A 25,122-nucleotide genomic window follows, 5' to 3' on the forward strand; every position below is an offset into this window, starting at 1 on the left:
TGGAGTTACGCTCCCTCAACGACGCCAGGTTTGGAAGCCATTGACAGGGCTGTCGAGAACATAGATGAATAATCTATAGGTTCATTCAGTCATCGACGCTAACGTATTCCGATGAGGGCTCCCAGTCGACGGGCTTCAGAAGCGTGTCACCTTCGTATCGGAATCCGCTTTCCTCAAGCAACGACCGTGCCTGCTGAACGTTGAAATCGTAGCTCTCTACGTCTTGGTTGTGATACTGTTCGTTCGCTGGCGCGACTGGCGACTTTGCGGTCTCGGCATAGCCCTGATGAACCGTCTGAACGAGTTCAGTTTTGTTGATTGCGTACGCACATGCGCGCCGCACAAGAACATCGTTAAACGGTTCGTTGTTCGTATTGAACCAGACTGCGTTGGCGGCGATGGAGGGGTTTTCGATGGCTTCCGCGGTATCACTGTCCTTGGCTCGTTGCCAGTCAGTGTTCCCCAACCCCTGCGTGAATGTCGCGTCGCCTCCAATAACGTCACCAACCGCTGTTGAGTTCGTCCCGTAGATGTTGTAGACGATTTGGTCGAAGTCGTACTCGTCCGCGTGATAGTGGTCCTCGTGTTTTTCGAAGACGACTCGATTCCCGGGCTCGTAGTTTGTCATCTGGAACGGCCCGCTCCCGGTCATATCCGGGTTTTCCCACTGGCCGGGGTTGTCAATGTCCTCTTCCTCGGTGATTCCATCCCAAACGTGTTGTGGAAGAATTGGAACACGATATAGGCTCACGGGAATGAATCCGGCAAAGGGGTTCGCTAGATTAAAACGTACCGTGCGATCGCCAACGAGTTCGGAACTGTCGTATGGCTGGATGTCGGACGCGAGATACGGGATGCCGTGCTCGGTCGCGAAATCCCAGGTGAACATGACGTCCTCCGGCGTAACAGGCTCACCGTCGTGCCAGGTCATCCCCTCGCGAAGAGTCACGTCAATCGTGGTGTCGTCGACGACCTCCCAATTCTCCGCTGCTCCCTCGGCGATCGGCTCGCCGGTCGTATCCATCTGAACTAGCGGATCGTAGTTCAGTTTGTGCAGGAAGACGGCTTCTGGTCCCGTGTGGGACATGAAGTTCGGATATTGTTCAGGCGGTGAGTTCGTCGCAAAGATTACTACGCCGTCACCTCCCTGCCGCTCGGCAGTTTTCAATGTTGTTGGATTGAAATATGCCCACTCACCCACCATCGGTTCCCACCCAGTATACAGTTCAGTATTATGCGCTATTAGCGATGAAGGATGTGTGGTGAAGGTACAGGGAACGTTCTGCGCGATAATCTCCTGACAGCGGAACGCAAACTCCGCTCGCTTCTGGTCGTCCATCTCACTGGCGAAATTCTCAACCGCTTCATCGTATTCCTCACTCTCGAAATTCGTGAAATTCCCCTTATCAGGACCTGCATATTGGGAGTGGAAGCTGAAGTAGAGGTTGTAATATGGGAAGAGCCTCTCAACGGTATTTGACCAGCCGAGATTTGCGATGTCATAGTCCTTCGCGAAGAGCGTGTTTACCCATTGGCCGGATTCATATACGTTCTCCTCAAAGGAGAAGCCAATTTCCTCTAGCATCCCTTGGGTTTGCTGAGCCTCCTCGTAATATGCCGGATTATCCTCCCGAGAGAGTGTTAGCCAGGTAAAACCACTAACTTCCTCGTATTCTACATCGGGATCCGGTGAAAGCGTATCTTGCGATCCGCCACCATTGCCGGTTCCCTGACAGCCGGCAATTCCGACGAATGATCCTGCTATCGCTGCTCGCTTCAGGAAGTCACGCCTGTGCTTAGGCATGACATGACACAAAACCTATGGGGTTATAAATCTTTATATCAGATATTTGTATTGTTCTATATGGCGGCACCTCCGATTGGTTTTTTGCCGGAAAGAATCTCGATTCACGAACGCAGTGCCCGGCCGGGCGTTCGATTGGTAACTGCACTGTCGCGGACGACAAATACTCCGTTAACAAGAACGCTATCAATACCATTTGCTGTCCGGGTTGGCTGATCGACCGTAGCGGAGCTTGAGATAGTTTCTGGATTAAACATAACTAAATCTGCATCGAATCCTGGCCGAACGATCCCCTTGTTTTGGAGATGAAAAATACGTGAGGGTAGCGAGGTCATTTTTCTCACTGCTTCTTCAATCGAAAGGAGATTCGTGTCGCGAACATAGTGCCCCAGGATTCGAGGGTATGTCCCGTAGGTCCGAGGGTGAGGTTTCTTACCGAACATACCATCGGAGCCAATTCCGACGAGGTCATCCGATAAAACTGATCGAATGTCTTGCTCTGTTGTTTCCTTTTGTTCAGACAAATTTACTATCCCGACTTTGAATTCATTCTTAAGAAGAATGTCACATACAAGTAAAGCCGGATGTTGGTTACGTTCTGATGCTGCTTCGAGAATGGTTTTCCCAAGAACGTCCTCAGAGTCTTCGGAATCAACGTGGCAAAGAAGGACATTCTTCCAGTTTAGGTTCCACGGACCCACACCTTCCGAAAGTGACTGTATCAGCTCCGTACGCGTTTCTTCATCTTTTAGACTCGCTCTGAGTTCGGCCCCGGTCATGGAGTGGTACCGTCGGGGGAGGAGAGTGAACAGGTTTCCACTCCCAGGTACAAAGGGATAAACGTCCGCAGTAAAGTCGATGTCTCGTTCCCGAGCTGATCGGACTATATGAAGTGCTCGTTCTGAGAGTCCTCGCTTCGCCCCTCCCAGCTTAAAGTGTGAGAGGTGGACAGGAATACCCTCGCTTTCTCCAATGTCGACAAATTCATCAAGGGCATTCCACATTTTGTCACGATAACTCCGTATGTGGGCGACGAATGGAAGACCAGACGATGCGAGTTGTCCAGCCAATTGTTGGATTTCTTCAGTTGCAGCATAACATTGGGGCGTATAGTCTAATCCCGTGGAAAACCCGACTGCACCGTTTTCAATAGCGTTACTCACCATTTCCTGCATTTTCTGGAGTTCATCGTCGGATGGCTTTCGATTATCCATTCCCATCACGTTTGCCCTTATCGTCCCGTGACCAACCAACGTAGCTATGTTCGCCCCGGCTCCATTTTTATCGATGGCATCGAGATAATCTGCGATTGAAGGCCAAGTCCTTCGGTCAGAAATATTTGGATAAAAACCTCCAAGAAACCGCCACCATGAGTCGAGATTGGCGTCTGAACATGTTGGTGCCATGGAGAACCCATCTTGCCCGACGATTTCTGTGGTAACACCCTGAGTGATTTTTGGGGTTATTGTTGGGTCAGTAAACGGTTCAAGGTCTGCATGTGAGTGCAAGTCAATGAAACCCGGGCAGACAACCTTCCCCTCCGCTTCCACTTCACACGAAGCTGTAAGGTCATGTGATGTTCCCCTCTTCACATGGCTTATCCTTTCCTCTTCGATTCCAATACAACCTTCAAACCAGGGTGAACCTGTTCCGTCAATAATCCGCGCACCTTCTATTAGTACATCTAGTGACATAGGTCTGCATCCGACGGGGCAATAATAAAATTGAGTGTATGCTTCACCTTCGCTATTACATGGTTCATCAGAAGATCTTAGCGGAGAAATATATCCTGATTGAGCGTTAATACGTCCTGTTCGTCCTAGTTTTTAGGGTCTAAGTTGGAGGTGATGAATCGCAAATGGACGATATTGAGAAGCCCTTTCTGGAAATTATCGATGGGAACCTCCATTTATCAGTTAAATATGCCTACGGACTGGGGAGATATAGATGACTGTGAGTCTGGTCGATCAATTCAATCGAAGGGGACCCACCCAAACTTGAATTTCTATCTTGTATATCTGAGGTTAACACCCGTTATTACTATAAATATATGAGAGATATAATCTTGAATTATATCTGGACAGATAGCACATTGAACTACAAAATGAGTGTCATCAGAAATATCACTACAATTTAACTCGCCCCAGTTCTATCATCGCGTATGGGTGCGAATGAACGTCCAGCGGAGTATGGCCTCCCTGACAATGAATATGGACTGTACATCGAAGGGGAGTGGAGACAAGATTCGTCAAGGGGGACGAAACGAGCCACGAGTCCTGCCACGGGGGAGCCGATCGGTTCGATCACGATGGGAACTGCGGACGACGTAGCCGACGCCGTCGAAGCTGCAAGTACCGCCCAAGCAGAACTCGAGTCGATGACCGCATTCGAACGTGCAGATCTAGTCCACGAACTAGCCGACGCTATCGAATCGCGGGTTGACTCACTGGCCGTCTGGCTGTCTGCCGATCAGGGTAAACCGATCAACGAGGCACGAATCGAACTGGAACTGGCAGCAGAGATGTACCGCGATGCGGCGGAGAACGTCAAGCGCGCGGGCGGCTCGACGATCCCCGCCGAAAACCCTGACAAGCGCATCTTCACGATTCGGCAGCCACACGGTGTCTATGGCGTCATCACGCCGTGGAACTTCCCCGTGACCATCCCAAGCGAGTATCTCGGGCCGGGAATCGGCGTCGGGAACGCGGTCGTATGGGTACCCGCACCGACGACCTCGGTGATTTCCGCGAAGCTGGTGGAGGCATTCTCGGATACCGCGCTTCCAGATGGAGCACTCAATCTCGTTACTGGCGAGGGTCCCGTCGTGGGGGAGGCCGTAGTGACCCATCAGGGGACCGATGCGGTCGGATTCACCGGCAGTCCAGAGACGGGCGACCTCGTCGCCAGGAACGCGGGCGCCAAACCGACGCTGCTCGAACTTGGCGGCAACGGTCCGGTGATCGTGCTCGATGACGCCGACCTCGACAGGGCAGCCGAGAGCGTAGCGAACGGTTGTTTCACCAACGCGGGGCAGATTTGCACGGCGAGCGAACGCATTCTCGTTCACGAGGACGTCCACGCGGCGTTTCGCGAACGGCTACTCCAACACACCGAGGACGTCGTCCTCGGTCACCCGTTAGACGAGACGACAGATATGGGGCCGCTCAACAACAGGGACGTCGCCGAGAAGATGGAGACTCACGTTGACGACGCCGTCTCCCACGGTGCCGAACTGCTCCACGGGGGCTCGCTCGCGACCGATCAACCGACCGAGCTCTACTACGAACCGACGGTGCTGGACGACGTCACCCCGGAGATGCTGACCAACGAGCAGGAAACGTTCGGGCCGATTGCGCCGATCATCACGTTCGACGACTACGACGAGGCAATCCGGATTACCAACGGTATCGAGCTAGGGCTCTCGAGCGGCATCTTCACGGAGAATATCTCGAAGATGTACTACTTCGCCGAGCGGATCCAGGCCGGCCTCATTAATATCAACGAGGGGAGTGCACACTGGGAGACCCACACACCGGTCGGTGGTCACTCCGGCACGAACAGCGGTGTCGGGCGAATCGGCGGTCGGTACACGATCGACGAGATGAGCCAGATCAAGAACGTAACCGTGGATATCGATGGCGACTGGGAGCGATCCTGACTGCGCATCGAACCCTCCCGTCCCGGACTCGTTCTTTGTTTTTCAGGCGCGGACAGTCCACACGTCCTCGACGAGACCGTCGCGCATCCCGACCACTCTCTCGTGGAGGTTGATTGTGGTGCAGACGTGCGGAACGATGAATTCGAGTCGGTCTCCTACCTCGATACTCTGGTCTGTCCCACCGATATCGATCCACCCGTGTTCCTCCGAAGCGTTTCGATAGGCGATATCGTCCCTCCCGTTCGGGATGGGATCGCAGTCGAGATCGAACGACATCGCCTTGCTCCCCGCATCGACGACGACTCTCTCGTCGGTCGGTTTCGAGATGACCGTTGTCAGCATCGTAAGCGCACAGTCTGTCTCCTCCACCGGACCGTTCCACGAGAGGACGTTTGCATCGTTGAACGGGTACATCCCCGGGTTGATCTCGGTCACGACCGGGTGCTTACCGCTGTATCTCGACGTCCCGGTTGACCCGACTTTCACTCCGTCGACGGGGATTCCGTCTCCTTCGAGTCGCTCGACCATCGCCTCGACGCTGTCCATGGCTTCCAGACACCGACGCTCGTAGTCGCCTTCCGAGTCCGCGAGGGTATTGATGTGCCCCTCGTAGGCCATGACACCTGCGAAATTGAGGTTCTCCGCCTCGACGATCGACCTGGCCAGCTCGAGCGCTTTCTCTCCTGGTTCGACCCCGACTCTGTTGAGGCCGATGTCGAGCTCGAGGACGGTGTCGATCGATCTCCCGTGGCGTGCGCCGGCCTCCTGAAGCGGTTCGATGTTGCCGGGACAGTCGACCGTCGTCGCGAACGAGTCGATCGATTCCGAGAGCCTGACGAGTCGATCGAGTTTCGACCTGGTGACTACCATGTACGACAGGTAGATGTCCGAAAGCCCGTATTCTGCCATGACCTCTGCCTCGTGTAACGTCTGGCAGATGATTCCCTCGTTCCCCGACAGCGCTTCCTGCCTACGTGCGAGCACAGGGCTCTTGTGCGTTTTCACGTGGGAACGAAGCGCGACGTCGTGCTCCCTCGCGAAGGACGCGAACTCGGACATGTTCGCTTCCATCGTCTCGAGATCGACGAGAGCTACCGGCGTTTCCAGCTCCTCCCGTGATTGACCGGGTTCTGGCGACCCATTGTTCGGTGCTGTGAACGTCATGAGTACAGGGATGACTTCGCGCAGGACCTCATAATTGTGGTCGTGAATTCCCCTCGCTGGCGGCGCCGGACGTCTTCTCTCCGAGAGCCATTGCACGCCGGCGTATCACCACGTCTTCTCAGTAATCCGACCGCCCGTTCGCTCAGTAATCGACGAAGCGGGGATCCTGTAACTCACTCACGATTCGACACGTCTCGACTGCATCGGACTCCCACCAGAGCGCTCTCTATCCTTCGAAGTCGATTACGTGGGCACGGATGCGGTCGACTACGTGGCGCGCCTCATCTGTGGTGAGCGTCTTTGGAACGATCCGAAACACCCCCTGATTGAGCGTTTGTTCGCCGACGAAAATCCGGGGGTTCTCTGCACGGAGTCGTCTGATCAGCGTCTCGATGTCTAGTTCCTCCGTGGATTCGAGGCCGACGTGGAGAACAGTGACTGTGTCCGGCTCGTCCTCGTTGCATACGGAGACCACCAGTCCGTCGATTTCTCGCAGTTTCTTCATCAAGAAGGAAGCCCGTTCGTTCCATTCCCGCAGTACCTCGCTCTCGTCTTCCTCAAGGAAGAGTTCCAGGGCACGAATCAGGCCGACTAGCTCCTCCTTGCCGACTTTCATCGGGCGGCCGATGCCATGGCGAGGCATCCCCGGAACCGAGTCCGGGTCGATCAACGACCGAGGCGGGTCCCAGAGGTCCTCATGGGTGCCAGACGGGAGGTGCTGAAGGGCGACGGACTGGACCAGCTCCGCGCGACCGGCCAGAATCCCGGTCGTCTGTGGGCCTCGAACGGCCTTCCCGCCACTGAATGCGACCAAGTCGGCTCCGACGTCGATGTATCGGCGCAGATTCTCCGTCGGCGGTAGTTCCGCGGCCGCGTCGACGATCACAGGGACGTCACGTTCGTGAGCGACGTCGATGACGCTCTGGAGCGACAGCTGGTTGTGGGGGCGATCGACGTACGTCACCGCTGCGGTCGAATCAGTAATCGCTGCGGCCACTTCCCAGGGCTCGACACTCTCGAGGCCGTTACCGAGGTCGTTCATCCCCGCCGATACGAGACGTGCACCCGCGACGCGGTACGCGACTTCGTACTCATTGCGATGAGCACACGGGATGACCACTTCGTCGGGGACGTCGTCGGTACGCGGAAGGGTGTTCATCACCTCGTAGTCGTTGTCCGCGATACATGCGGCCGTACCGAGCGTCAGTGCCGAGGCAGCTCCGTTCGTCACGTACCCCGCCTCGGCACCCGTCGCCTCCGTGATCAACTCTCCCGCACGCGACTGGAGGTCCCCGAGGTGAACGTACGCATTCGCGGCACGTCGCATGGCGTCTGCGGCCTCCGGTCGCATCAGCGTCCCGCTGATTCTGGTTTGCTCCCCAGCACAGTTGATTACAGTCGGGACGCCTAGCTCGTCATAGACCGTGGATTGACTGCTCATTGGTCGTGGTTGCTACTACCGTGGTAGACTAACCAGCCTATAATTGTTCCGCCGAACCGATGTAACGGCACACGTCTGTGACGGAACTGGACCAGACGTTGACTGGGTCACTCCTGTCGGAACCTGTCACTGGTCGGAAAACGAGCAAGGTAGTAACCGAGAGCGGCTTATGACCGATTACGCTCGTACACGTCTCGTAGTAACGACTCCAGTTCGTCGCCGAGGCGGTCGTAGAGCTGCTCTCCCTTTTCTGCGGATGCGTGTTCGGGACTCCCGATCGCACCTGTCGTGGAGTACTCCTCGAACCCTCGATACACGGCGAGTGGCCCGCCCTCGAACATGTCCTTGATTCCCTCCTCGTACGGCTCGTCCATTGCCGTACCTGTGAGCTCGTTTTCACGGACGAGGTCCTCACGGAGGTGGAGCATCAGTGACGTCTCGAATTCGCCGCCGTGGCCCATCCCCCCGATCTCGCTGTCCCGAATCTCGTCGATGAACCGGCTTGCGAGTCGGAAGTACGTCAGTCCGAGTACCTCCACATCGTCGTACTCCGAACCGATCGTGCTGACTGCACCATTGACGAGCGAGGTGTTTCCCCCGTGACCGTTCAACAGCAGGAGCGCATCGAACCCGTTTTCGAGCGCCGTTCCCGCAATGTCCTCGAGTATCCGATGCATGTGGTCGAATTCGAGGGAGACCGTCCCTCCGAACGAGAGATGATGTGGCGAGTATCCACACCAGAGGGTGGGAAGCATCAGGATTGGGACGTCCTCCTCTACACGCGCCACGCCGAGGGCCGCGATCTCGGAAACGAGGACCGAATCAGTCGATACGGGAAGATGGTCCCCGTGTTGCTCCATACTCCCGATCGGAACGACGAGAACGGACCCGTCTTGCGAACCGACATCGCGAATTTCGTCGGCAGTAAGGTCCCTCCAGGAGTTGCTGCCGACAGTTGCTACGGTGGAGTGCACAGTACCGTCCTCATCGACCGGTGGTAAAGAGGTTATCCCCAAACCGTTCCGCTCGAATCCGATATGCGAGACCGTGCTCGAATCTGTTGCGAGGCTGCGGAAATTTTATTAACATCCTTGGTAACGGTTCTCCATGGATGAGCCTTCAGCGGTGGAGCCATCGGTATCGGAGGGGACGTACGAATCGTACGGAGCGCTCGGTCTAGACTCGTTTTCCCGGTCACTGACCCTGCAACGCAAGGCGGAAGAAGAGATTCCTGAAGCGACGTCATCCAATCACCGTGGGAAAGGCTCCTACGCACCGTATCCGATGATCTACATGGAGGAGGGCAACGGTGCCGAACTCACCGACGTCGATGGAAACTCGTACATCGACTTTCACTGCGGTGTCTCCGCGATCATCAATGGCCACGGGCCGGAAGCGCAGGAGGAGGCAGTAAAGCGTCAGGTCGAACGTGGTCCGTACTTCGCTACCACCTACGAACTCGAGTACGAGACCGCGAAACTGATGAACGAACTCGTGCCCGGAAGCGACCTGACCAAATTCATCAGCACCGGAACGGAGGCAGTAATGAGTGCGTTGCGGCTCGCACGGGCGTACACGGGTAAAGAGAAGGTTCTCAAATTCGAAGGGATGTATCATGGGCACACCGACTACGCACTCGTGAACGTTCATCCGACCGTCGAGAATCTCGGAACGGGACGAAATGCGACGAAGATCCCCGAGACGGCGGGAGTCCCCGGATCGACCCTCGAGGCCGTCGAGACGGTTCCGTGGAACGATACGACGCTGCTGGAGGAGAAACTCGAGCGCCAGGGCGACGAGATCGCTGCTGTCATCACCGAAGCCGTGATGAGTAATAGTGGACTCCTCTGGCCGCAGGATGGATACCTCGAGGATCTCCGCCGATTGACCCGCGAGCACGATGTACTGCTCATCCTGGACGAGGTCGTCACCGGGTTCAGAATGGGCCTGCACGGCGCACAGGGGTACTTCGATATCGAACCTGACCTCTCCATCTTCGGCAAGGCCATGGCCAACGGCTACCCCTGTGCCGCGTTGACTGGACGGGAGGACGTGATGCGCTTCCTCGAGTCTGGGCCCGATAAAGCAACGTTCATGGGAACGTTCTCCGGAAATCCGCTCGTCGTTGCAGCAGCACACGCGAACCTCGAACTGTTGAACAGCGTCGGGGAACGCGGCTACGCGGACCTGTATGAGCGGGGGGAGCGACTGACCGAGGGCTTCGAAGAAATTCTGACTGATGCAGGCCACGACGTCTTCATTCCCGAGTTCGCGGGATTCTTCTGTCTTCACTTCACGGACGGCGAGAGCGACCCGTCGCAGTGGCACGACTGGCGGGACATCTCCCCACATACCGATGCGGCGACTTACGAACAGTTCGCCAGCAGGATGGTGGGAGAGGGCATCTTCCTGCCCCCAAAAGGTGGTCGCATTAACCTGATGCACGCCCACACCGATGAACACATCGACGAGGCGCTGGAAGCGGCGAAAGAATCCATCTCCCACGTCTAACTGGCCCTACACCCGACCGTGTGAGTTAGTCCCGAACTGGGAACTGGAGGACAACGACTCGACTTCGCGTGTACTTCGAGAAGATCGAGCGCCAACGTCGGCCGAGGTCCGGCTGACACCGTGTAGGAATCCTCGATAACGACGCGTCCTAGTTTGAATCGTGCTGCGGGGAAGGCTCCACATTCCGATCGATGACGAATATCTGTATCGTGGGTTCGTCACTGTCGGAACGTATCCCGCACGTCGGATGCGATTTCTGCCCAGACCTCGTCGGCTCGGTCGATAACGTCCGGGCAGGAGAGAAACCCGTGAAGCTGGTCAGGTTCGTCGATGAGGGTTACGGACGACCCAGCCTCCGCAAGGCGCTCAGCGTAATCGACACCCTCGTCGTGAAGCGGATCCCAGCCACAGGTGACGACAGTTGCCGCCGGAAGATTTGAGAGGTCACGAGCTTGGAGCGGTGCAGCATAGGGATTCATCGAATCGATGTCACGTTCGAGATATTGCTCCCAGTACCACCGCATGTTCGCCTCCGTGAGCAATCCGACATCCCCGACCTCGCGGTAGGAATCACGTGAGAAGTCCCGATCGAGGACCGGATAGAGAAGGAGCTGGTGGCGAACAGTCGGACCGTCACGGTCCCGAGCGAGCAGTGAGACGGCCGCGGCGAGGTTGCCCCCCGCGCTCTCCCCGCCGACGGCAACTTGCTCGGAATCGCCGTCGAGATGCTCCGCGTGCTTGGCCGCCCAGGTCGTTGCAGCGTAGCAGTCCTCGAGCGCTGCCGGGAATGGGGATTCTGGGGGCCGCCTGTAGTCGACCGAGACGACGATTGCCTCCGTCTCGTTGGTCAGTTGGCGGCAGAGATCGTCGTGCGTTTCGATGTTCCCCTTCACCCACCCTCCTCCATGGAAGTACACGATTATCGGAAACGGTCCTTCCCCACCCGGGCGATACACTCGGACGGGTACTCCTCCCGACGGCCCGGCGATCTTCCAGTCAGTCACCTCGCCAACACTCTCTCCAGACTCATCGGTGATGAGGAGGTCGTTCAGCGTCTTCCTCGCGCTTTCCGGCGAGAGCACGTGTGAGGGGAGAATGGTCATATCTGCGTTCCGCTCAAGCAACCGCCTCGCCTGTGAGTCTAGCTTTTCAGGCATGCTCTTCCAGTATCGGATGGAGAGACGAGTAATAATACTTCCTTGGACAGAGCGACGATACGACGACCACGGGTTCCGGATTCGACGGTAGGATCACGAAACCCGATTGCCTCTTCCAAAAATTCGCTCTTGTGTGCATTCCTCATTCTCGTACGGATGAATCGAAGCGAGAGGATTCTCTGCCAAAACGGCCCCGGCCGAAAGTGCGTGTTCCCGTATCGATTCCCTCCACGTTTGGATGGGACTGGAATGTTAATCACGTGAGTTAAGGGTGAACTGGGGAAAAAGAGACGAGTATACGGGGCCCTACCACGACTCGTTCGTCTACTGGTATTCGGTCGATTCGAGAGCGTTGATCGTCAGATGCTGGTTCGCACGAACGCCGCGCCGTTGGACAGTCCCATTGTCGTGCGGGAGGGTGACCTGGACGTCGACAGCGGGTGCTTGGCCGAGGCCGAAGTGGAGTTCCGTACTGACTCCCGAGGCATATCCGGTGTTTGCTGTCACTGACTGGGTCGCGATTCGACCACCCTCCTCGCCGAGCCGACCAGGACAGAACAGTTCGACGCGGGCGCCGATAGCCTCGGCTTGCGGAGCCACATCGACGAAGAGGTGATTTCCTGCGTCGCTCTCGTTGTGGAACATTCGAGACGGCAGTTCCTGGAACCACTCCACGAGGAAGGGATCCAGCCGTCCGTCGCGGTCATAGTCTTCGCTGGCGCCGACGGCCCAGTAGCGATCGATTCCCACGACCGTCTCCCACTGACTCTGCGTGGGTGGCTCAGTCCGTTCTTCGCCGAGGCCACTTGGCGTGGCAAACTGTGGAACTCCGTTCTCGTCGACACCTGTGTGCTGGAACACCGCCGGCATCGTTCCATCACCTCGCGAGAGGCTCGTGTGCAGATCGGGCCAGCCGTTGTTGTTCAGATCGACGAGTTCGACGTGTGGGACCCTGGTCGTGACATCCGGGATTCCGGCTGCTTCGGTGACGTCCTCGAATATGGGGACGCCATCGGCATCGAGACCGCGATGGAGATACACTCTGGCTGCGGGAATCCCCTCACCGAGGGCAACGTGTTTGTGCTCCCCGAGGACCACGTCGAGGCGGCCGTTACGGTTTAGATCAGCGACCGCGATGCCGCCGGATTCATCGACCGGGTGATGCGATGGAAGCGTGAAGGTGGAAGCGTCTACCTCTCGGAACGAACCTCCGGAGTTGAGGAACAGGCGGGCAGATTGAGCCTCCATGTATCCGCTCGGGTCGTCATCAGTGCGGACTGACCCAGATACCAGCAGGTCGGGCCATCCGTTACCGGTGAAGTCCGCCGCCGCTGCCCCGAGGCCGGTAACCCCTCTGGGGAGTCCGGCATCCTCCGTTGCGTCACTGAACTCGAATCCCCCCTCATTACGGAACAGCAACGAACTGCGGTCGTCTCCGTAGTGATCGTCGATGACGAACAGATCGATCAATCCGTCATCATCGTAGTCGAACGGGACGACGGTCCGACCGTACAATTCGTGGTCTACGACACCCCCGTTATCGAGTGTCGCCACCCTGGAGAACTCACCGTCGTCGTTCTCCAGGACGATGGTCTGATTGTCGAATTCGTTGAATTTGTCATTCGGTGCGGAGGACTTGGAGTCGTTACGGGACAGCACGAGATCCAGGTCACCGTCGTTATCCAGATCGACGAATGCGGCACCACTGGTCCGCCCGTACATCTCCGGGAAGTTCTCGGCGACGGTGAAGCCATCGGGGCCGCCGAGTAGCAGGCGGTCCGGCGCGATGCCATCGGACCCGCGGACCAGGTAGTTCTCTCGGGGTCGGCCGGTGAACGTTCCGACGAACAGATCCAGCCAACCGTTTCCGGTCACGTCACCCCACGCGGTCGCGTGGCCCATCATCCCTTTCAGTGGTTCGAGCAGGCCAACCTCTCCAGTAACCTCCTTGAGACTGATGTCCCCAATCTCCGCGCCACCAGTAGAATCTGGGGGCATGGCAGTGCAACCTTGCCCTGAATTGCTGGCGGAGTCGGTAGCGGACGCGAACCCACTGAACCCGACGACAGCAGCGCCGATCCCGGCTGCCGATCCCTTCAAGAAGTTTCGGCGATCGATACTAGTTCGTGGCGCTACTTGTTCGTCTGCGTCCGTGCGACCAGCGTGACCGTCGGTCCTGCTCCCCTGTTTGACGTCTACAGTGTTCCCTTGGTTTGGCATGGTATCACACCACATTCGCCGTTATTGCCAGATGACTTAATTCTATCCCTGAACTAGTTATTGGAACGTGCAGATTAGATAATGCTTCCTCTGAGCGCCGATTCAACATCGATGTCGTACCGACCACCGTACGGATTTCAATAATCGATTGTGGCACCGATAGTAGTTACACTGTGAGCGAATCGATCTCACGCAGATGATGCCAGATCGGGAGAGTGGTTGAGAAGGGTGATGTGGGGTAACGGGATCTCTCGAGCGTAAAGCGAAGTATGCGCCATCAACCATGCGAGTCCGAGTTCCCTTCGCGGCGTCGCTCAGGCAAATACTGGGGTAGATATATATGTTCACTTCCCTCTTCACGATACGTCTCACCTATGAGCTATACAGTCGTCGTCGGCGCGTTCGCCCACGAGACCAATACCTTCGTCTCAGAGCCCGTGACACGGTCGGACTTTCAGGAACGACAGGAGTACCTCGACGGTGGGGTACGAGAGAACCTTCGAGGTACCGAAACCGCTGTCGGTGGAGTCATCGATGTCGCCGATGAGGAGGACGTCGAGCTAGTCCACACCGTCTCGGCCTTCGCGACGCCCGGAGGGGTCGTGGATGATGAGACGTACGACTTCTACACCGACCGAATCCTGACCGGCGTCCGCGACCACATTGACGAACTTGACGGCGTCATCCTTCCCCTCCACGGGGCAATGGTGTCGGAAAGCCACACCGACGGTGAGGGACCGCTCATCGAAGCAGTGCGGGACCTCGTTGGTGAATCAATTCCGATCGTGGTCACACTCGATCTCCATGGAAACGTCTCCGAACGGATGGTCGAGGCGGCAGACGCGTTGGTCGCGTACGAGACGTACCCCCACCTCGACAAAGCAGAGACTGGTCGCCGGGGGATGCGACTTCTCATTCGGGCCATGGAGAACGCAATCTCTCCAGCGATGCATTTCGAGCGGCCACCCATGATCGCCTACCAACCCAAAGCGTACACTCCGGACGGTCCGATGGCGGAGGTGATGGCGCACGCGAGACGGCTCGAAGAACGCGATGGCGTTCTGAAAGTAAACGTCCTCCCCGGGTTCTATCACGCGGACATCCTCGAGATGGGATTCACTGTTCCGGTTGTCACGGACGACGACCCTGACCTTGCACGGCAGGTTTCACGAGAGTTAGCCGAATTGGCCTGGGAAATGCGTGAAGCGTTCGTGGAAGAGTATCCGAAACCCGCCGAGGCGATCGAGCAGGCACGTGAACGCGCCGCCGACCTCGAGCCTGGTGACGGCCCGATCGTTATGGCTGACTTTGGATCGAATCCCGGTGGTGGCGGCGCCTCCAACGGAACGACCGTCCTCCGCGAGATGCTCGATCAGGGCGTCGAGAACGCTGGCTGGGCGATCATGTACGACCCGGAAGCCGTCGATGATTGTCTGGAGGCAGGTGTCGGCAATCGGGTCACGACGACGATCGGCGGGAAATCCGACGACCGCCACGGTGAACCGATCGAGGATATCGACGGCTACGTCAAGGCGATCACCGACGGTCGATACGTGAACACGGGAACCTCCCACTCTGGACAGGGGGTGCAGAACGACATCGGCACGACAGTACGATTCCAGTGTGGCCAAGACGATTCCATGACGGTCGTTCTCGCCCGGACGAGGGCCTCCGCGTTCGACGCGGAAATCTGGCGTCACATCGGTCAACCTCCCGAGCGACTGTCGATGATCTGTATCCCGAGTTTGATCGCGTTCCTCGGAGATTACGAACCGATGTCGAGCGAGGTAATTCTCATCGATACGCCAGGGACGAGTGCGGTGAACCCAGCGCGGTTCGAGTATTCCAAGATACCCCGACCGATCTTCCCGCTTGACGATTTGGACGAAGACGCGTATCCAGCCTAGAAATGTGTCGACGGTTGTGACGTTTTTCCGGTTAGTCCTCGACAGCTGCGATAACGTCGATTTCGACCATGATGTCCACTGGAAGATTCACGACTTCCATTGCGGTTCTCGCCGGATACGGCTCAGTGAGTCGAGTACCGTACGCATCGTTTACACGATCGTAATGGTCGATATCATTGAGGTACACCGTTGCTTTCACGATCGACTCGAGCGAGGACCCACCGGCCTGCAGAATCCGAGCGATGTTATCGAGGGTTCTGTCGACCTGTTCCTCCGGCGTCGTTCCCACGATTTCTCTCGAGTGTGGGTCAACAGGGCCCTGTCCCGAGACGTAAATCGTCTCACCGTGCTTGATCGCTTCCGAAAACGGCAACTGGCTCTCGGTGGAGAGTGACTGGATCTGCTCCATCGTTTGTCGATACCCGGAGAGTTATTTAAATTCTCGCTCTGAAATACAGCACTGCTCATTCTGGCACTTCGTTCCGTATTGCCGGACACGTTGCCACCAGAATCACAGACCGTGACCACGCTATGACGGCCCAGATTGCTAAGAGAACGGCTGTCTTGCCACTATCTTCGCTTCGCCGGTAGTGGAGCGGAGTCGTCAACTCGTCCGGCGGTGCGGAACAATTAAGACGCGCCAGTCCATGCCACCACATGACCAATGTCGCAAAACTCTTCCAAGGTAAAATCACTGGAAACAGGATTTCGGATATTCGAGGCTCTTGATGAACTGGGAGGGGCAGGTGTTACAGAACTCGCAACGGAGATCGGGGTTGCAAAGAGCACTGTACACGACCACCTTGTTACGATGGTTGAGGGCGGCTATGTATTAAAAGAGGGGAGCGAGTACCGAATTAGTCTGAAGTTCCTCGATCACGGTGGCCGACAGCGCGACAACATGGGCCTCTACAAGGTTGCTCGCCCGGAACTCCGGGAACTTGCGATGGACACCGGGGAACTCGTGAACCTCGTCACGGAAGAGCGCGGGCTCGGTGTCTACCTCGATCTCAAACGAGGCGAGAACGCGGTGAATCTCGACACCTTCCTGGGGAAACGAGAACACCTCCACTCGACTGCGGCGGGAAAGACGATCCTTGCAAATCGACCGGAGTCGTTCGTAAATGACGTAATTGAGCGGCATGGTCTCGCCGGTGAAACCGAACAAACAGTCACTACACCTCCGGAACTCTTCGACGAACTGGATGTGGTTCGAGAACGGGGATTCGCGTTAGACAGAGAAGAACAACTGCGGGGGCTCTGCTGTGTCGCGGCGCCCATTACAGATGATGAGGGCTATGCGCTTGGAGCGCTCAGTATCTCAGGCCCGAAAAATCGGATGCAGCCTGACCGATTGGAAAACGAACTCGCAGACCGAGTGACGCAGGTTGCGAACGTGATCGAAGTCAATCTGGCCTACTCCTAGTCTGCTTCCGGTAATGCGGAACACACCGACATTGTATCGGGTGTTCGTTAACGGTGGATGGGTAACTGCTCTGTGTGTTAATTCGAGATCGAGGGCCACAAATCGATAGGCGATATTACAGTAGTATGGTTGTAATGGGGAATGGTCGCCAGTCGTTTCGAGCTTACTCCCAAGAGTATTCCAGCTATATGGCACAGTCACATCGTTGTTAATCCATATTGTGGTACTGATATCTCTCAGCCCTCTCCTTCTGTACGTCAGAATGCCTCATCGATCGCCAATCTATCGACCCATCATCTCCCCTCTCCCACAAACGGGTATTTCCCCATGGTGTGTCAGATATGCAAGCCCCTGACGTAGGCGAATGCCTACAGCTAGTTCGACACAGAACAACGGCACGGAACTGTATCCGGTATTAACAAGCGAGTCCTTTGTTATCCCGAAGAACTCTCAGTGATTATCGGACTCTTGACACGCCGACTCGATAAATAGGTGTCATGTGAACCTATGCATCGACTTCATACCGGGTCCTGCATGCATTGTTGAGGGGTGGTTTGATGGTGGTATCGAAAGTGACGCGTTCATCGACACATCTCCGACGTTGATGGGCCTCGGCGACCGATTGTAGGGCGCGTAGATTTCGGGCGTCCTCGTGTCTCCGACAATCGACTGGTACCGACAAGGCCTTCCACGACCTGATTACAGGCGTATCTCTGTAATGGGGAACCGTCGGACGAGGTGTACCGTGACTCCTCGCAGGCGAACACGTAGCGCCAGCTAGTGTATCGACGAATTCGAGTCAGCGTCGCAGGTGACTTTCTCCATGGTATCTATCTCTGGTCTTACTCCAGTTTGGAGGATGTGGCCCCATACTGGGCGAACACGCTCGATATCTACGTTTCTCGAACGCTGCCGTGAGCGTCGCGACTGGCACAGAGGTCGTCCAGTAGAGCATGCCGGTCCCCATCCCGTTCCTACGGCGAGTAATCGGATTTGATCTCGATGACGCTCGCCGTTCGCTGCACCTCGGATGCGAGTTCGCCGTGATCGAGGTCGTCGAACTGCTCCGGCGAGAGTTCGATCTCGATGGCGGCAGCGTCCGATTCGTCGCCGTAGGCGAGCGCGACTGCCAGGCTACACCGACCGTTCCAACGTTCTCCGCACGCAGTCGCATACCCGCGATCTGCTATCCCGGACAGCGACGATTCGAGCGTACTGGGATCGGTGATCGTTCGGTCCGTGTACGAGCGGCGAGCCTCGTCTCCAACGCCATCCGCTTCCCGTTCTGCCTGGATGCTCAGGAGGGCTTTCCCGGCAGCTGTGGTGTGGAGTGGGAGGTGGTCCCCGACGTGAACCGTCGCCGGGACGCTCGGATTCTCACCGCGATCGTAGAGGAGGACAGCCTGGTCGTACTCGGAGACGTAGAGACCGACTGGGAGGTCGATCCGACTGGCGAGTTCGTCAATCTCCGTCCGCGCGATGTCGAACAGTTCCATCCCCCGCCGAACGGTCTCGCCGATGCTGAGGAACCGAAGTGCGAGTCGATAGGTCCCGTCCGTGTTGACGACGAACCCGTTCTCCGCTAACGTACTCAGGTGATGATACACTGTGCTTCGGGGGAGGCCGGTTCGCGCTGCCAGCGCGCTTGGCGTGCACGGACCGTTCGCGTCGAGTCCGTCGATGATCTCGACCGTCTTTTCGAGCGTTTTCACCATACTCGCCCGTCGGACCCCTCGTGCATAAATCTGTTTCATGGCGTGAAACGGACGGCGTTATCGCTGATTCGTCACGCAGCTAAAATCGGCCGCTGTCACCGCTCTATCGTTCGGATCCTCTTCCGCTGTCCCCCTTCCCGGTGTCGTTCACGGTTATTGTGGCAATTATCGTTTCACCACGTGAAACGGCTAGGCGTTGGTCCTACCGGTCCAATTAAGTCCGGTCGTGGACACTCGAAGTCGTACGCATGCACAGAGTGATCTCGGAGATCGACCGCCCACCAGCCGACCTTGTCGCCGCCTTCGACGGGATTCCAACGCCGATCCTGTCGGACGTGACGTCCAAGTACGAGAACACGATGGCCAGCGAAATCAAGCCCGTCTACGACGAGGCGTCGATGGCGGGGACGGCGTTCACCGTCAAGACCTATCCCGGGGACAATCTGATGGTGCACAAGGCGCTGACGCTCGCCGAACCGGGCGACGTCCTCGTCGTCGACGCGAACGCGTACGAGGAAGCAGGACTCGTCGGCGAACTGCTCTCGACGTCGTGTCAGGTACACGGGCTCCACGGGACAGTCATCGATGGGGCCGTTCGCGACGTGAAGGAGATCGAGGAACTCGACTATCCCGTGTACGCGCGTGCCGTCAGCCCCAAAGGCTCCTACAAGGCACACCCCGGGTCGATCAACGTCCCAGTCTCCTGTGGCGAACTCGTCGTCGAGCCGGGCGATATCGTCGTGGGAGACGAGCACGGCGTCGCTATCGTCAAGCCTGACCACGCTGAGTCCGTCCTCGAGGACGCACGCGACAAACTGGACTCCGAAGACGCTACGCTCGAACGGATCCAGGACGGCGAGTACATCTACGACATCGCAAACTTCGACGAGCAGTACGACGATCTCGTCATCCAGGAGCAGTAACGTCGTCCGATGTACTCCCAGTTCGAGCGACGAATATGCTCGTCTCGCTAGCGCAGGGGGCTGTCGTCTCGAAGGACGATCCCGCTCGCGAAGATCGTAGACGAAGTATTCGCCGAGACTCGGCTCCGGAGTCACATCCGGCCGATCGATAGGCGACGATTGGAAGCACCCGAACGTTTTTACTGCGGTGCGAGTTTGCCCAATGTGGATGACGAACAAGCCAACGGTATACGTAACCCGGCGTATCCCTTCTGCCGGGCTCGAGCAGCTCGAGCGGGCCTGTACTGTGGAGGTGTGGCCCGAGAAGACCCCGCCATCGAAGGACCACTTCGTCGAGCGACTATCAGCCCTGTCGGCTGACGGACTCGTCTGCCTGCTCACCGACGACGTGGATGCGGAGGTAATGGACGCGTCACCCGACCTCCGCGTTATCAGCACCTATTCGGTCGGATACGATCACGTCGACCTCGATGCCGCCGCGGCACGTGACATCGCCGTCGGGCACACGCCGGGAGTCCTCACCGACACGACCGCCGACTTCGCGTGGTCGCTCCTGGCGACCTGTGCACGGCGGACCGTCGAGGGGCAGGCGTACGTTCGCGATGGCGAGTGGGAGACGTGGCAACCGACGTTGCTCACCGGGCAGGACATCCACGGCTCGACGCTCGGCCTCGTCGGCCTGGGTAACATCGGGACCGGCGTCGCGAAACGGGCAGCGGGGTTCGAGATGAACGTCCTCTACTCGGACGTCGAACGCCACGAACGGACGGAGGAGGAACTCGCCGCTGCCGGCGTGGACATCACGTACGTCGACCAAGACGACGTCTTCGAACGGAGCGACTTCGTCAGTCTCCACGTTCCGTTACTGGAGTCGACCCGGGGGCTAGTCGGGGAAGCGGAGTTGCGTCGCATGAAGGACGACGCCGTTCTCATCAACACGAGCCGCGGGCCGGTCGTCGACACCGACGCGCTCGAGACCGCGCTCGAACGGGACTGGATCGAACGCGCTGGCCTCGACGTCACTGACCCCGAGCCGCTGCCGGCAGATCACTCGATACTCGAGTACGCACCCGAGAAACTCGTGGTGACACCGCATCTGGCGAGCGCGAGCGTACAGACGCGGGACAAGATGGCGGAGATGGCTGCAGCGAACGCGCTGGCCGGCGTCCGAGGCGAGCCACTCCCGAACTCCGCGCTGGATGATGCTTCCTGAGGACGCCCCAGTAGCATGAACCACACAATCCGACTTCGACCATCTCGTCCCGACGCAGGTGGCGACCAGCGACCCACGACCGGACCAACACATGGCTAACACAGCAGACCACATCCCCGTCGACCACGACGACCTCACGGCGTTCGCACGGGAACTGTCCCGGCAGGCCGGACTCTCCGATGAGCACGCTCGACTCGTCAGTCGAGCACTGGTGCGGGCGAATCTCCGCGGTGTCGACTCACACGGGGTCGTGCGACTCGAACCGTACATCAGGAGTATCGAACACGGGGGGTTCAATTCCGACCCCGATGTGACGATCACCAGACCGTCTCGCTCGTCGCTCATCGTCGACGGGGACGACGGCCCCGGACAGGTCGCGACTGTCAAGGCGATGGATGCCGCCGTGGAGGCGGCACGGGAGACGGGTGTCGCCTTCGCGTCCGTGCGGAACAGCAACCACTTCGGGACGGCCGCCTATTACACCCAGCGCGCTGCGGCCGAAGACTGCATCGGCTTCACCATGTCTAACGTCGGGCCGAACGTCGCCCCGTTCGGCGGCATCGACCCGTTCTTCGGCACGAACCCGCTGGCGTTCTCGATCCCGACCAATCGCCACTTCTCGATCACGCTCGATATGGCGACGAGCGTCGTCGCCAAGGGCAAGATCCACGTCGCCGAGGAGGAGGGCGAGCAGATCCCGGAACGGTGGGCCATGGACGACCAGGGGAATCCCGTCACCGACCCCGCAGACGTCCACGCACTCCGTCCCGTCGGCGGGCCGAAAGGCTACGGCCTGGGACTCCTCGTCGACGTGTGTTCCGGCGTGCTCTCGGGAATGGGGGTCAGCCCCGACGTCGACTCCCTGTATGACGACTACTCGAACCCACAGGGGGTCGGCCACTGGGTCGGCGCCATCGACCCCTCGTTCTACCGGGAGCTCCCGACGTTCAAGGCCGAGATCGACGACCTCATCACCCGCCTGAAGGCCGTGCGACCGAAGGACGGCGTCGATGAAATCAAGCTCCCGGGCGAGATCGAAGCGGAGACGAGAGCCGAACGCGAGCGGAACGGGATCCCGCTCGGTCCCGGCGTCGTCGCGACGCTCACCGAACTCGCAGACCGATACGAAGTGGCGTTTCCGGCCGACCACTCCGCGGACTAGAACTGAGAATCACCATCCGGGACGCCGACGGGCCGTCGGGCCTACAGAGACGGGCTGCGGTCTATGCGGGCTGCCGTCTATGGCTGGTCGACTGAGTCGACCAGCAGGTCGGAAGCGTCGAGGTCCACCGTTTCGGAGAGGTCGACGAGCGCCTCCCATTCTGACGGCGAGAACGGAATCCCGCGGTCGAGTCGCTGCTGTTTCGTCTCGTGTTCCGGCTCGCCCGGAACGAGTACCTGGTCGAACCCGTCCCGGGTCGGAACGGCCGCCAGCTCCTCGGCCATCCGATTGAGCCGTTCGGTGTAGCCCGCAAGCGAGGTGTACGCCTCGACGTTGATTGCGCCGACGAAGTGGGCGAGGTCCTGCGGGGTCGAGAGGTTCTCGTACGAGCTGGGGACGTCCGCCCCGAAGACGGTGTCCATGAGTATCCCACAGAACCCCTCGACCATGAACGCCAGGCCGTACCCTTTCGGGCCGCCGAGCGGCTGAAGCGCGTAGAAGTCGGACGGGTCGGTCGTCGGTTCGCCGTCGTCGTCGATCGCCCACGTGTCGGGGATGTCGTCGCCGCGCTTCTCGGCGAGCGCCACCGCCGACTTGGCCTTCACGCTCGTCGCCATATCGAGCGTAACCGGGAAGTGATCCTCCCGGGGGAGCGAAATCGAGATGGGGTTCGTGCCGAAGTAGGGCTCGGTGCCACCGAACGGGACGACGTTCTGGCCGGCGTGGGTCATACAGATGCCGATACAGCCCGCTTGGGCTGCCTGTCGCGTGAAGTAGGCGGCCGTCCCGAAGTGCTGGCTGTTCTTCACGCCTACGAATCCGGCACCGGCGTCGTCGGCGATCTGGATCGCTTCGTCCATCGCACGATGTGTCACCGACTGCCCCGGTCCGTCGTCGCCATCGACGATGGCGGTGGCGGTTCGCGTCCGGTCGACGGTGACCGTCGGATCGGTGTTCATCCCGCCGCTCCGTAGCCGGCGCACGTATTCGGGGAGTTTGAACACGCCGTGGGTGTCGATCCCGTGGAGGTCGGCGTCGACGAGGGACTCGGCGACGACCTGGGCATGGCCAGTGTCGAGTCCCACCTCAGCGAGTGCGTTTCTTGCGTACGTCTCGAGCCGTTCATGGTCCGCTCGGTGTTCGTCAGTCATGGCTGAGTGGCGTGTCCCGGTCGTCATCTGATGCGCGACCGATGGCAGTCCGATACCCGATCGGGTGCGTGGTCACACGGACTGCTCGTGTGCGCCGCTGGGAACGGCTTGTCGAACGCGTCCGCTGCACCCCAGGCCGGACCACCTCCTCGACTGCAACACGCGGAACAGGTCGCGTGGACCGCTGCTCGGTCCGGCTCATTCGGTGGCAGTCTGTGAGTGGTGATCGTCCGGCTGAGCTGTACGGGCGGTCGCCCTCTGTGGACCCGAGGACACTACTTGCGCGTGGTCAGCCATTCCATATAAATTCGGGGGTGCTCACAACGTAGGTCCCGACGTTCTCACCGTCGTGTCCGCCGCCCCGCTCTACTACCCGGTCCATGTTCGGCCCACTCCCGTTCGCGAACACACACCGGTTCCCAGCAACCCGACCGAACGGGACCACGACCGCGACCGTCGCCGTCGAGTTCACCGGGGTCGGAAAGCCGATCACGAGCTGTCTCGGAGAAAGACTTATCCCGGTTGGTCCTAGTGACCCAATGACGCTATGACACGAGATAGCGCGGTTACGAGCAGGCGTAACGTTCTGAAATGGACGGCTGGAACGTCGACGGTAGGGATCAGCGCCTTGGCCGGCTGTTCTGGAGGCAACGGTAACGGCAGTGGAAACGGCGGGAACGGAGGGAACGGTGGCACAGCAGGCTCGACCGGTGGCGGTGGAAGCGATTCCGTCGAGATCACGCTCGGGAGCACGGAAAATCCCGAGAACATCCAGGTGAAGACGGCCCAGCGGTTCAAGGACAACGTCGAGAGCGAATCGGACGGCGCCATCAGCGTGGAAGTCGCCGCTGGTGGCTCGTACGGGTCCGTCGAGGAGATCGCGGACCTCGTCAGCCAGAACGTGGTCCAGATGAGCGTCGGCGGCTTCCTGCCGATCGACCGCTACGCCTCAGAGTACTACTTCGTCGACAGTCCGTTCGTCATCGAAGACTACGAACACATCTCCAACCTGGTCCAGAGCGAGAAGTTCCAACCCGCACGTGACCAGCTGAAGGAGCGCGGAAACCAGAACATCATCGGGAAGCCCATCTACCGTGGCTTCCGCCATTTCACCTCCAATAAGCCGATTCGATCGCCCGAAGACGTACAGGGGTTGAACCTCAGGCTCCCTCAACTGGACACGTGGATCGCCGTCTGGGAGGAGATCGGCGCGAGTCCGACGCCCGTCGCCCTGGATGAGTTGTACAGCGCACTACAGCAGGGAGTCGCCGACGCGTCCGAGGGCGACATCCAGCAGATCAACTCACAGAGTCTCTACGAGGTACAGTCGCACGTGAGCCTCACGAGTCACCTGCTGTCCTGTGGCACAATGACTATTAACAACGACTTCTACACAGGACTCGATGAAACCCACCGGGAAACGATCGACGAGGCGGTCAACGAGGCGACCGAATGGGGCGCCTCACAGGGTCAGTCGGCCGAGGAGGACCTCATCCAGGAGGTCGCGGACCAAGGGGTCGAACTCATCGAGGACGTCGACCAGGAAGCGTTCCGTGAGGCAGGTCGTCCGGCCGTCGACCAACTCTTCGAGGGGGAGTGGGCCGAGACCTGGGATTACTGGCGAGACGTGTAGATTCGACATCTGAGTACCACCTGGAGAGACAATCACT

General features: G+C 58.6%; 18 protein-coding genes and 1 pseudogene. 8 read left to right on the top strand and 11 right to left on the bottom strand.

Annotated features, from left to right (window positions below; translation table 11 throughout):
- Positions 1-85: 85 nt before the first annotated feature.
- The gene (locus tag HUG12_RS04550; RefSeq protein WP_179267630.1) at positions 86-1,804 is read right to left on the bottom strand and encodes an ABC transporter substrate-binding protein; all 1,719 of its coding nucleotides are present in this window, start codon (positions 1,802-1,804) and stop codon (positions 86-88) included.
- 104 nt (positions 1,805-1,908) lie between these two features.
- Positions 1,909-3,498, bottom strand: coding sequence for an N-acyl-D-amino-acid deacylase family protein (locus tag HUG12_RS04555; RefSeq protein ID WP_179267631.1), 1,590 nt, complete (start codon positions 3,496-3,498; stop codon positions 1,909-1,911).
- 467 nt (positions 3,499-3,965) lie between these two features.
- On the opposite strand from HUG12_RS04555, the gene HUG12_RS04560 reads away from it, so the two are divergent.
- Positions 3,966-5,462: an aldehyde dehydrogenase family protein gene (locus tag HUG12_RS04560; protein WP_179267632.1), complete on the top strand. Its 1,497-nt coding sequence runs from the start codon at positions 3,966-3,968 to the stop codon at positions 5,460-5,462.
- A gap of 42 nt (positions 5,463-5,504) precedes the next feature.
- On the opposite strand, the gene HUG12_RS04565 is transcribed toward HUG12_RS04560, so the two are convergent.
- The 3 genes from HUG12_RS04565 to HUG12_RS04575 form a co-directional block, all read right to left on the bottom strand.
- Positions 5,505-6,626: an alanine racemase gene (locus HUG12_RS04565; RefSeq protein ID WP_179267633.1), complete on the bottom strand. Its 1,122-nt coding sequence runs from the start codon at positions 6,624-6,626 to the stop codon at positions 5,505-5,507.
- Positions 6,627-6,852: 226 nt separating this feature from the next.
- The gene (locus tag HUG12_RS04570; protein ID WP_179267634.1) at positions 6,853-8,067 is read right to left on the bottom strand and encodes an aminotransferase class V-fold PLP-dependent enzyme; all 1,215 of its coding nucleotides are present in this window, start codon (positions 8,065-8,067) and stop codon (positions 6,853-6,855) included.
- Between the two features lie 167 nt (positions 8,068-8,234).
- Positions 8,235-9,041, bottom strand: a complete 807-nt coding sequence (locus HUG12_RS04575) for a creatininase family protein (RefSeq protein ID WP_179267635.1) — start codon at positions 9,039-9,041, stop codon at positions 8,235-8,237.
- A gap of 133 nt (positions 9,042-9,174) precedes the next feature.
- On the opposite strand from HUG12_RS04575, the gene HUG12_RS04580 reads away from it, so the two are divergent.
- Positions 9,175-10,578 carry an aspartate aminotransferase family protein gene (locus HUG12_RS04580; protein ID WP_179267636.1) on the top strand — a complete coding sequence of 468 codons (1,404 nt, stop codon included), beginning with the start codon at positions 9,175-9,177 and terminating at the stop codon, positions 10,576-10,578.
- Positions 10,579-10,796: 218 nt separating this feature from the next.
- Here HUG12_RS04580 and HUG12_RS04585 read toward each other — a convergent pair whose 3' ends face one another.
- The 3 genes and pseudogenes from HUG12_RS04585 to HUG12_RS22105 all read right to left on the bottom strand — a co-directional run.
- Positions 10,797-11,735, bottom strand: coding sequence for an alpha/beta hydrolase (locus HUG12_RS04585; protein WP_179267637.1), 939 nt, complete (start codon positions 11,733-11,735; stop codon positions 10,797-10,799).
- A 324-nt stretch (positions 11,736-12,059) separates the two neighbouring features.
- Positions 12,060-13,733, bottom strand: a complete 1,674-nt coding sequence (locus tag HUG12_RS04590) for a CRTAC1 family protein (RefSeq protein WP_246308138.1) — start codon at positions 13,731-13,733, stop codon at positions 12,060-12,062.
- Between the two features lie 81 nt (positions 13,734-13,814).
- A pseudogene (locus HUG12_RS22105) lies at positions 13,815-13,970 on the bottom strand (hypothetical protein); the annotation flags it as partial.
- A 359-nt stretch (positions 13,971-14,329) separates the two neighbouring features.
- Here HUG12_RS22105 and HUG12_RS04595 point away from each other — a divergent pair.
- Complete coding sequence (locus HUG12_RS04595; protein WP_179267639.1) at positions 14,330-15,862, top strand: M81 family metallopeptidase; 1,533 nt, start codon at positions 14,330-14,332, stop codon at positions 15,860-15,862.
- 31 nt (positions 15,863-15,893) lie between these two features.
- On the opposite strand, the gene HUG12_RS04600 is transcribed toward HUG12_RS04595, so the two are convergent.
- A complete protein-coding gene (locus tag HUG12_RS04600; protein WP_179267640.1) occupies positions 15,894-16,271 on the bottom strand; it encodes a RidA family protein in 378 nt (125 codons plus the stop codon).
- A 255-nt stretch (positions 16,272-16,526) separates the two neighbouring features.
- Between HUG12_RS04600 and HUG12_RS04605 the strand changes: the two genes are divergently transcribed.
- Positions 16,527-17,288, top strand: a complete 762-nt coding sequence (locus HUG12_RS04605; RefSeq protein WP_179267641.1) for an IclR family transcriptional regulator — start codon at positions 16,527-16,529, stop codon at positions 17,286-17,288.
- A 974-nt stretch (positions 17,289-18,262) separates the two neighbouring features.
- Here the strand turns inward: HUG12_RS04605 and HUG12_RS04610 are convergent.
- Positions 18,263-19,003 (bottom strand): IclR family transcriptional regulator, encoded by a 741-nt coding sequence (locus tag HUG12_RS04610; RefSeq protein WP_179267642.1) that lies wholly within the window; start codon positions 19,001-19,003, stop codon positions 18,263-18,265.
- Positions 19,004-19,251: 248 nt separating this feature from the next.
- On the opposite strand from HUG12_RS04610, the gene HUG12_RS04615 reads away from it, so the two are divergent.
- The 3 genes from HUG12_RS04615 to HUG12_RS04625 all read left to right on the top strand — a co-directional run bounded on the left by HUG12_RS04615 (position 19,252) and on the right by HUG12_RS04625 (position 22,301).
- Positions 19,252-19,926 carry a 4-carboxy-4-hydroxy-2-oxoadipate aldolase/oxaloacetate decarboxylase gene (locus HUG12_RS04615; RefSeq protein ID WP_179267643.1) on the top strand — a complete coding sequence of 225 codons (675 nt, stop codon included), beginning with the start codon at positions 19,252-19,254 and terminating at the stop codon, positions 19,924-19,926.
- A 208-nt stretch (positions 19,927-20,134) separates the two neighbouring features.
- Complete coding sequence (locus HUG12_RS04620) at positions 20,135-21,139, top strand: 2-hydroxyacid dehydrogenase (protein WP_179267644.1); 1,005 nt, start codon at positions 20,135-20,137, stop codon at positions 21,137-21,139.
- A gap of 91 nt (positions 21,140-21,230) precedes the next feature.
- The gene (locus HUG12_RS04625) at positions 21,231-22,301 is read left to right on the top strand and encodes an Ldh family oxidoreductase (RefSeq protein WP_179267645.1); all 1,071 of its coding nucleotides are present in this window, start codon (positions 21,231-21,233) and stop codon (positions 22,299-22,301) included.
- Positions 22,302-22,378: 77 nt separating this feature from the next.
- On the opposite strand, the gene HUG12_RS04630 is transcribed toward HUG12_RS04625, so the two are convergent.
- Positions 22,379-23,452, bottom strand: a complete 1,074-nt coding sequence (locus tag HUG12_RS04630; protein WP_179267646.1) for an Ldh family oxidoreductase — start codon at positions 23,450-23,452, stop codon at positions 22,379-22,381.
- A 775-nt stretch (positions 23,453-24,227) separates the two neighbouring features.
- Here HUG12_RS04630 and HUG12_RS04635 point away from each other — a divergent pair.
- On the top strand, positions 24,228-25,085 hold the full coding sequence (locus tag HUG12_RS04635; RefSeq protein WP_218836395.1) for a TRAP transporter substrate-binding protein: 858 nt from the start codon (positions 24,228-24,230) through the stop codon (positions 25,083-25,085).
- Positions 25,086-25,122 lie beyond the last annotated feature (37 nt).

It is taken from the genome of Halorarum salinum, assembly GCF_013402875.1.
Taxonomy (GTDB): Archaea; Halobacteriota; Halobacteria; order Halobacteriales; family Haloferacaceae; genus Halorarum; species Halorarum salinum.

Bases quoted from the DNA above. Each gene is read 5' to 3' on its own strand.
- HUG12_RS04550 (WP_179267630.1), bottom strand. From the start codon at position 1,804: ATGCCTAAGCACAGGCGTGACTTCCTGAAGCGAGCAGCGATAGCAGGA.
- HUG12_RS04555 (WP_179267631.1), bottom strand. From the start codon at position 3,498: ATGTCACTAGATGTACTAATAGAAGGTGCGCGGATTATTGACGGAACA.
- HUG12_RS04560 (WP_179267632.1), top strand. From the start codon at position 3,966: ATGGGTGCGAATGAACGTCCAGCGGAGTATGGCCTCCCTGACAATGAA.
- HUG12_RS04565 (WP_179267633.1), bottom strand. From the start codon at position 6,626: ATGACGTTCACAGCACCGAACAATGGGTCGCCAGAACCCGGTCAATCA.
- HUG12_RS04570 (WP_179267634.1), bottom strand. From the start codon at position 8,067: ATGAGCAGTCAATCCACGGTCTATGACGAGCTAGGCGTCCCGACTGTA.
- HUG12_RS04580 (WP_179267636.1), top strand. From the start codon at position 9,175: ATGGATGAGCCTTCAGCGGTGGAGCCATCGGTATCGGAGGGGACGTAC.
- HUG12_RS04585 (WP_179267637.1), bottom strand. From the start codon at position 11,735: ATGCCTGAAAAGCTAGACTCACAGGCGAGGCGGTTGCTTGAGCGGAAC.
- HUG12_RS04590 (WP_246308138.1), bottom strand. From the start codon at position 13,733: ATGCCCCCAGATTCTACTGGTGGCGCGGAGATTGGGGACATCAGTCTC.
- HUG12_RS04595 (WP_179267639.1), top strand. From the start codon at position 14,330: ATGAGCTATACAGTCGTCGTCGGCGCGTTCGCCCACGAGACCAATACC.
- HUG12_RS04600 (WP_179267640.1), bottom strand. From the start codon at position 16,271: ATGGAGCAGATCCAGTCACTCTCCACCGAGAGCCAGTTGCCGTTTTCG.
- HUG12_RS04605 (WP_179267641.1), top strand. From the start codon at position 16,527: ATGTCGCAAAACTCTTCCAAGGTAAAATCACTGGAAACAGGATTTCGG.
- HUG12_RS04610 (WP_179267642.1), bottom strand. From the start codon at position 19,003: ATGGTGAAAACGCTCGAAAAGACGGTCGAGATCATCGACGGACTCGAC.
- HUG12_RS04615 (WP_179267643.1), top strand. From the start codon at position 19,252: ATGCACAGAGTGATCTCGGAGATCGACCGCCCACCAGCCGACCTTGTC.
- HUG12_RS04620 (WP_179267644.1), top strand. From the start codon at position 20,135: ATGACGAACAAGCCAACGGTATACGTAACCCGGCGTATCCCTTCTGCC.
- HUG12_RS04625 (WP_179267645.1), top strand. From the start codon at position 21,231: ATGGCTAACACAGCAGACCACATCCCCGTCGACCACGACGACCTCACG.
- HUG12_RS04630 (WP_179267646.1), bottom strand. From the start codon at position 23,452: ATGACTGACGAACACCGAGCGGACCATGAACGGCTCGAGACGTACGCA.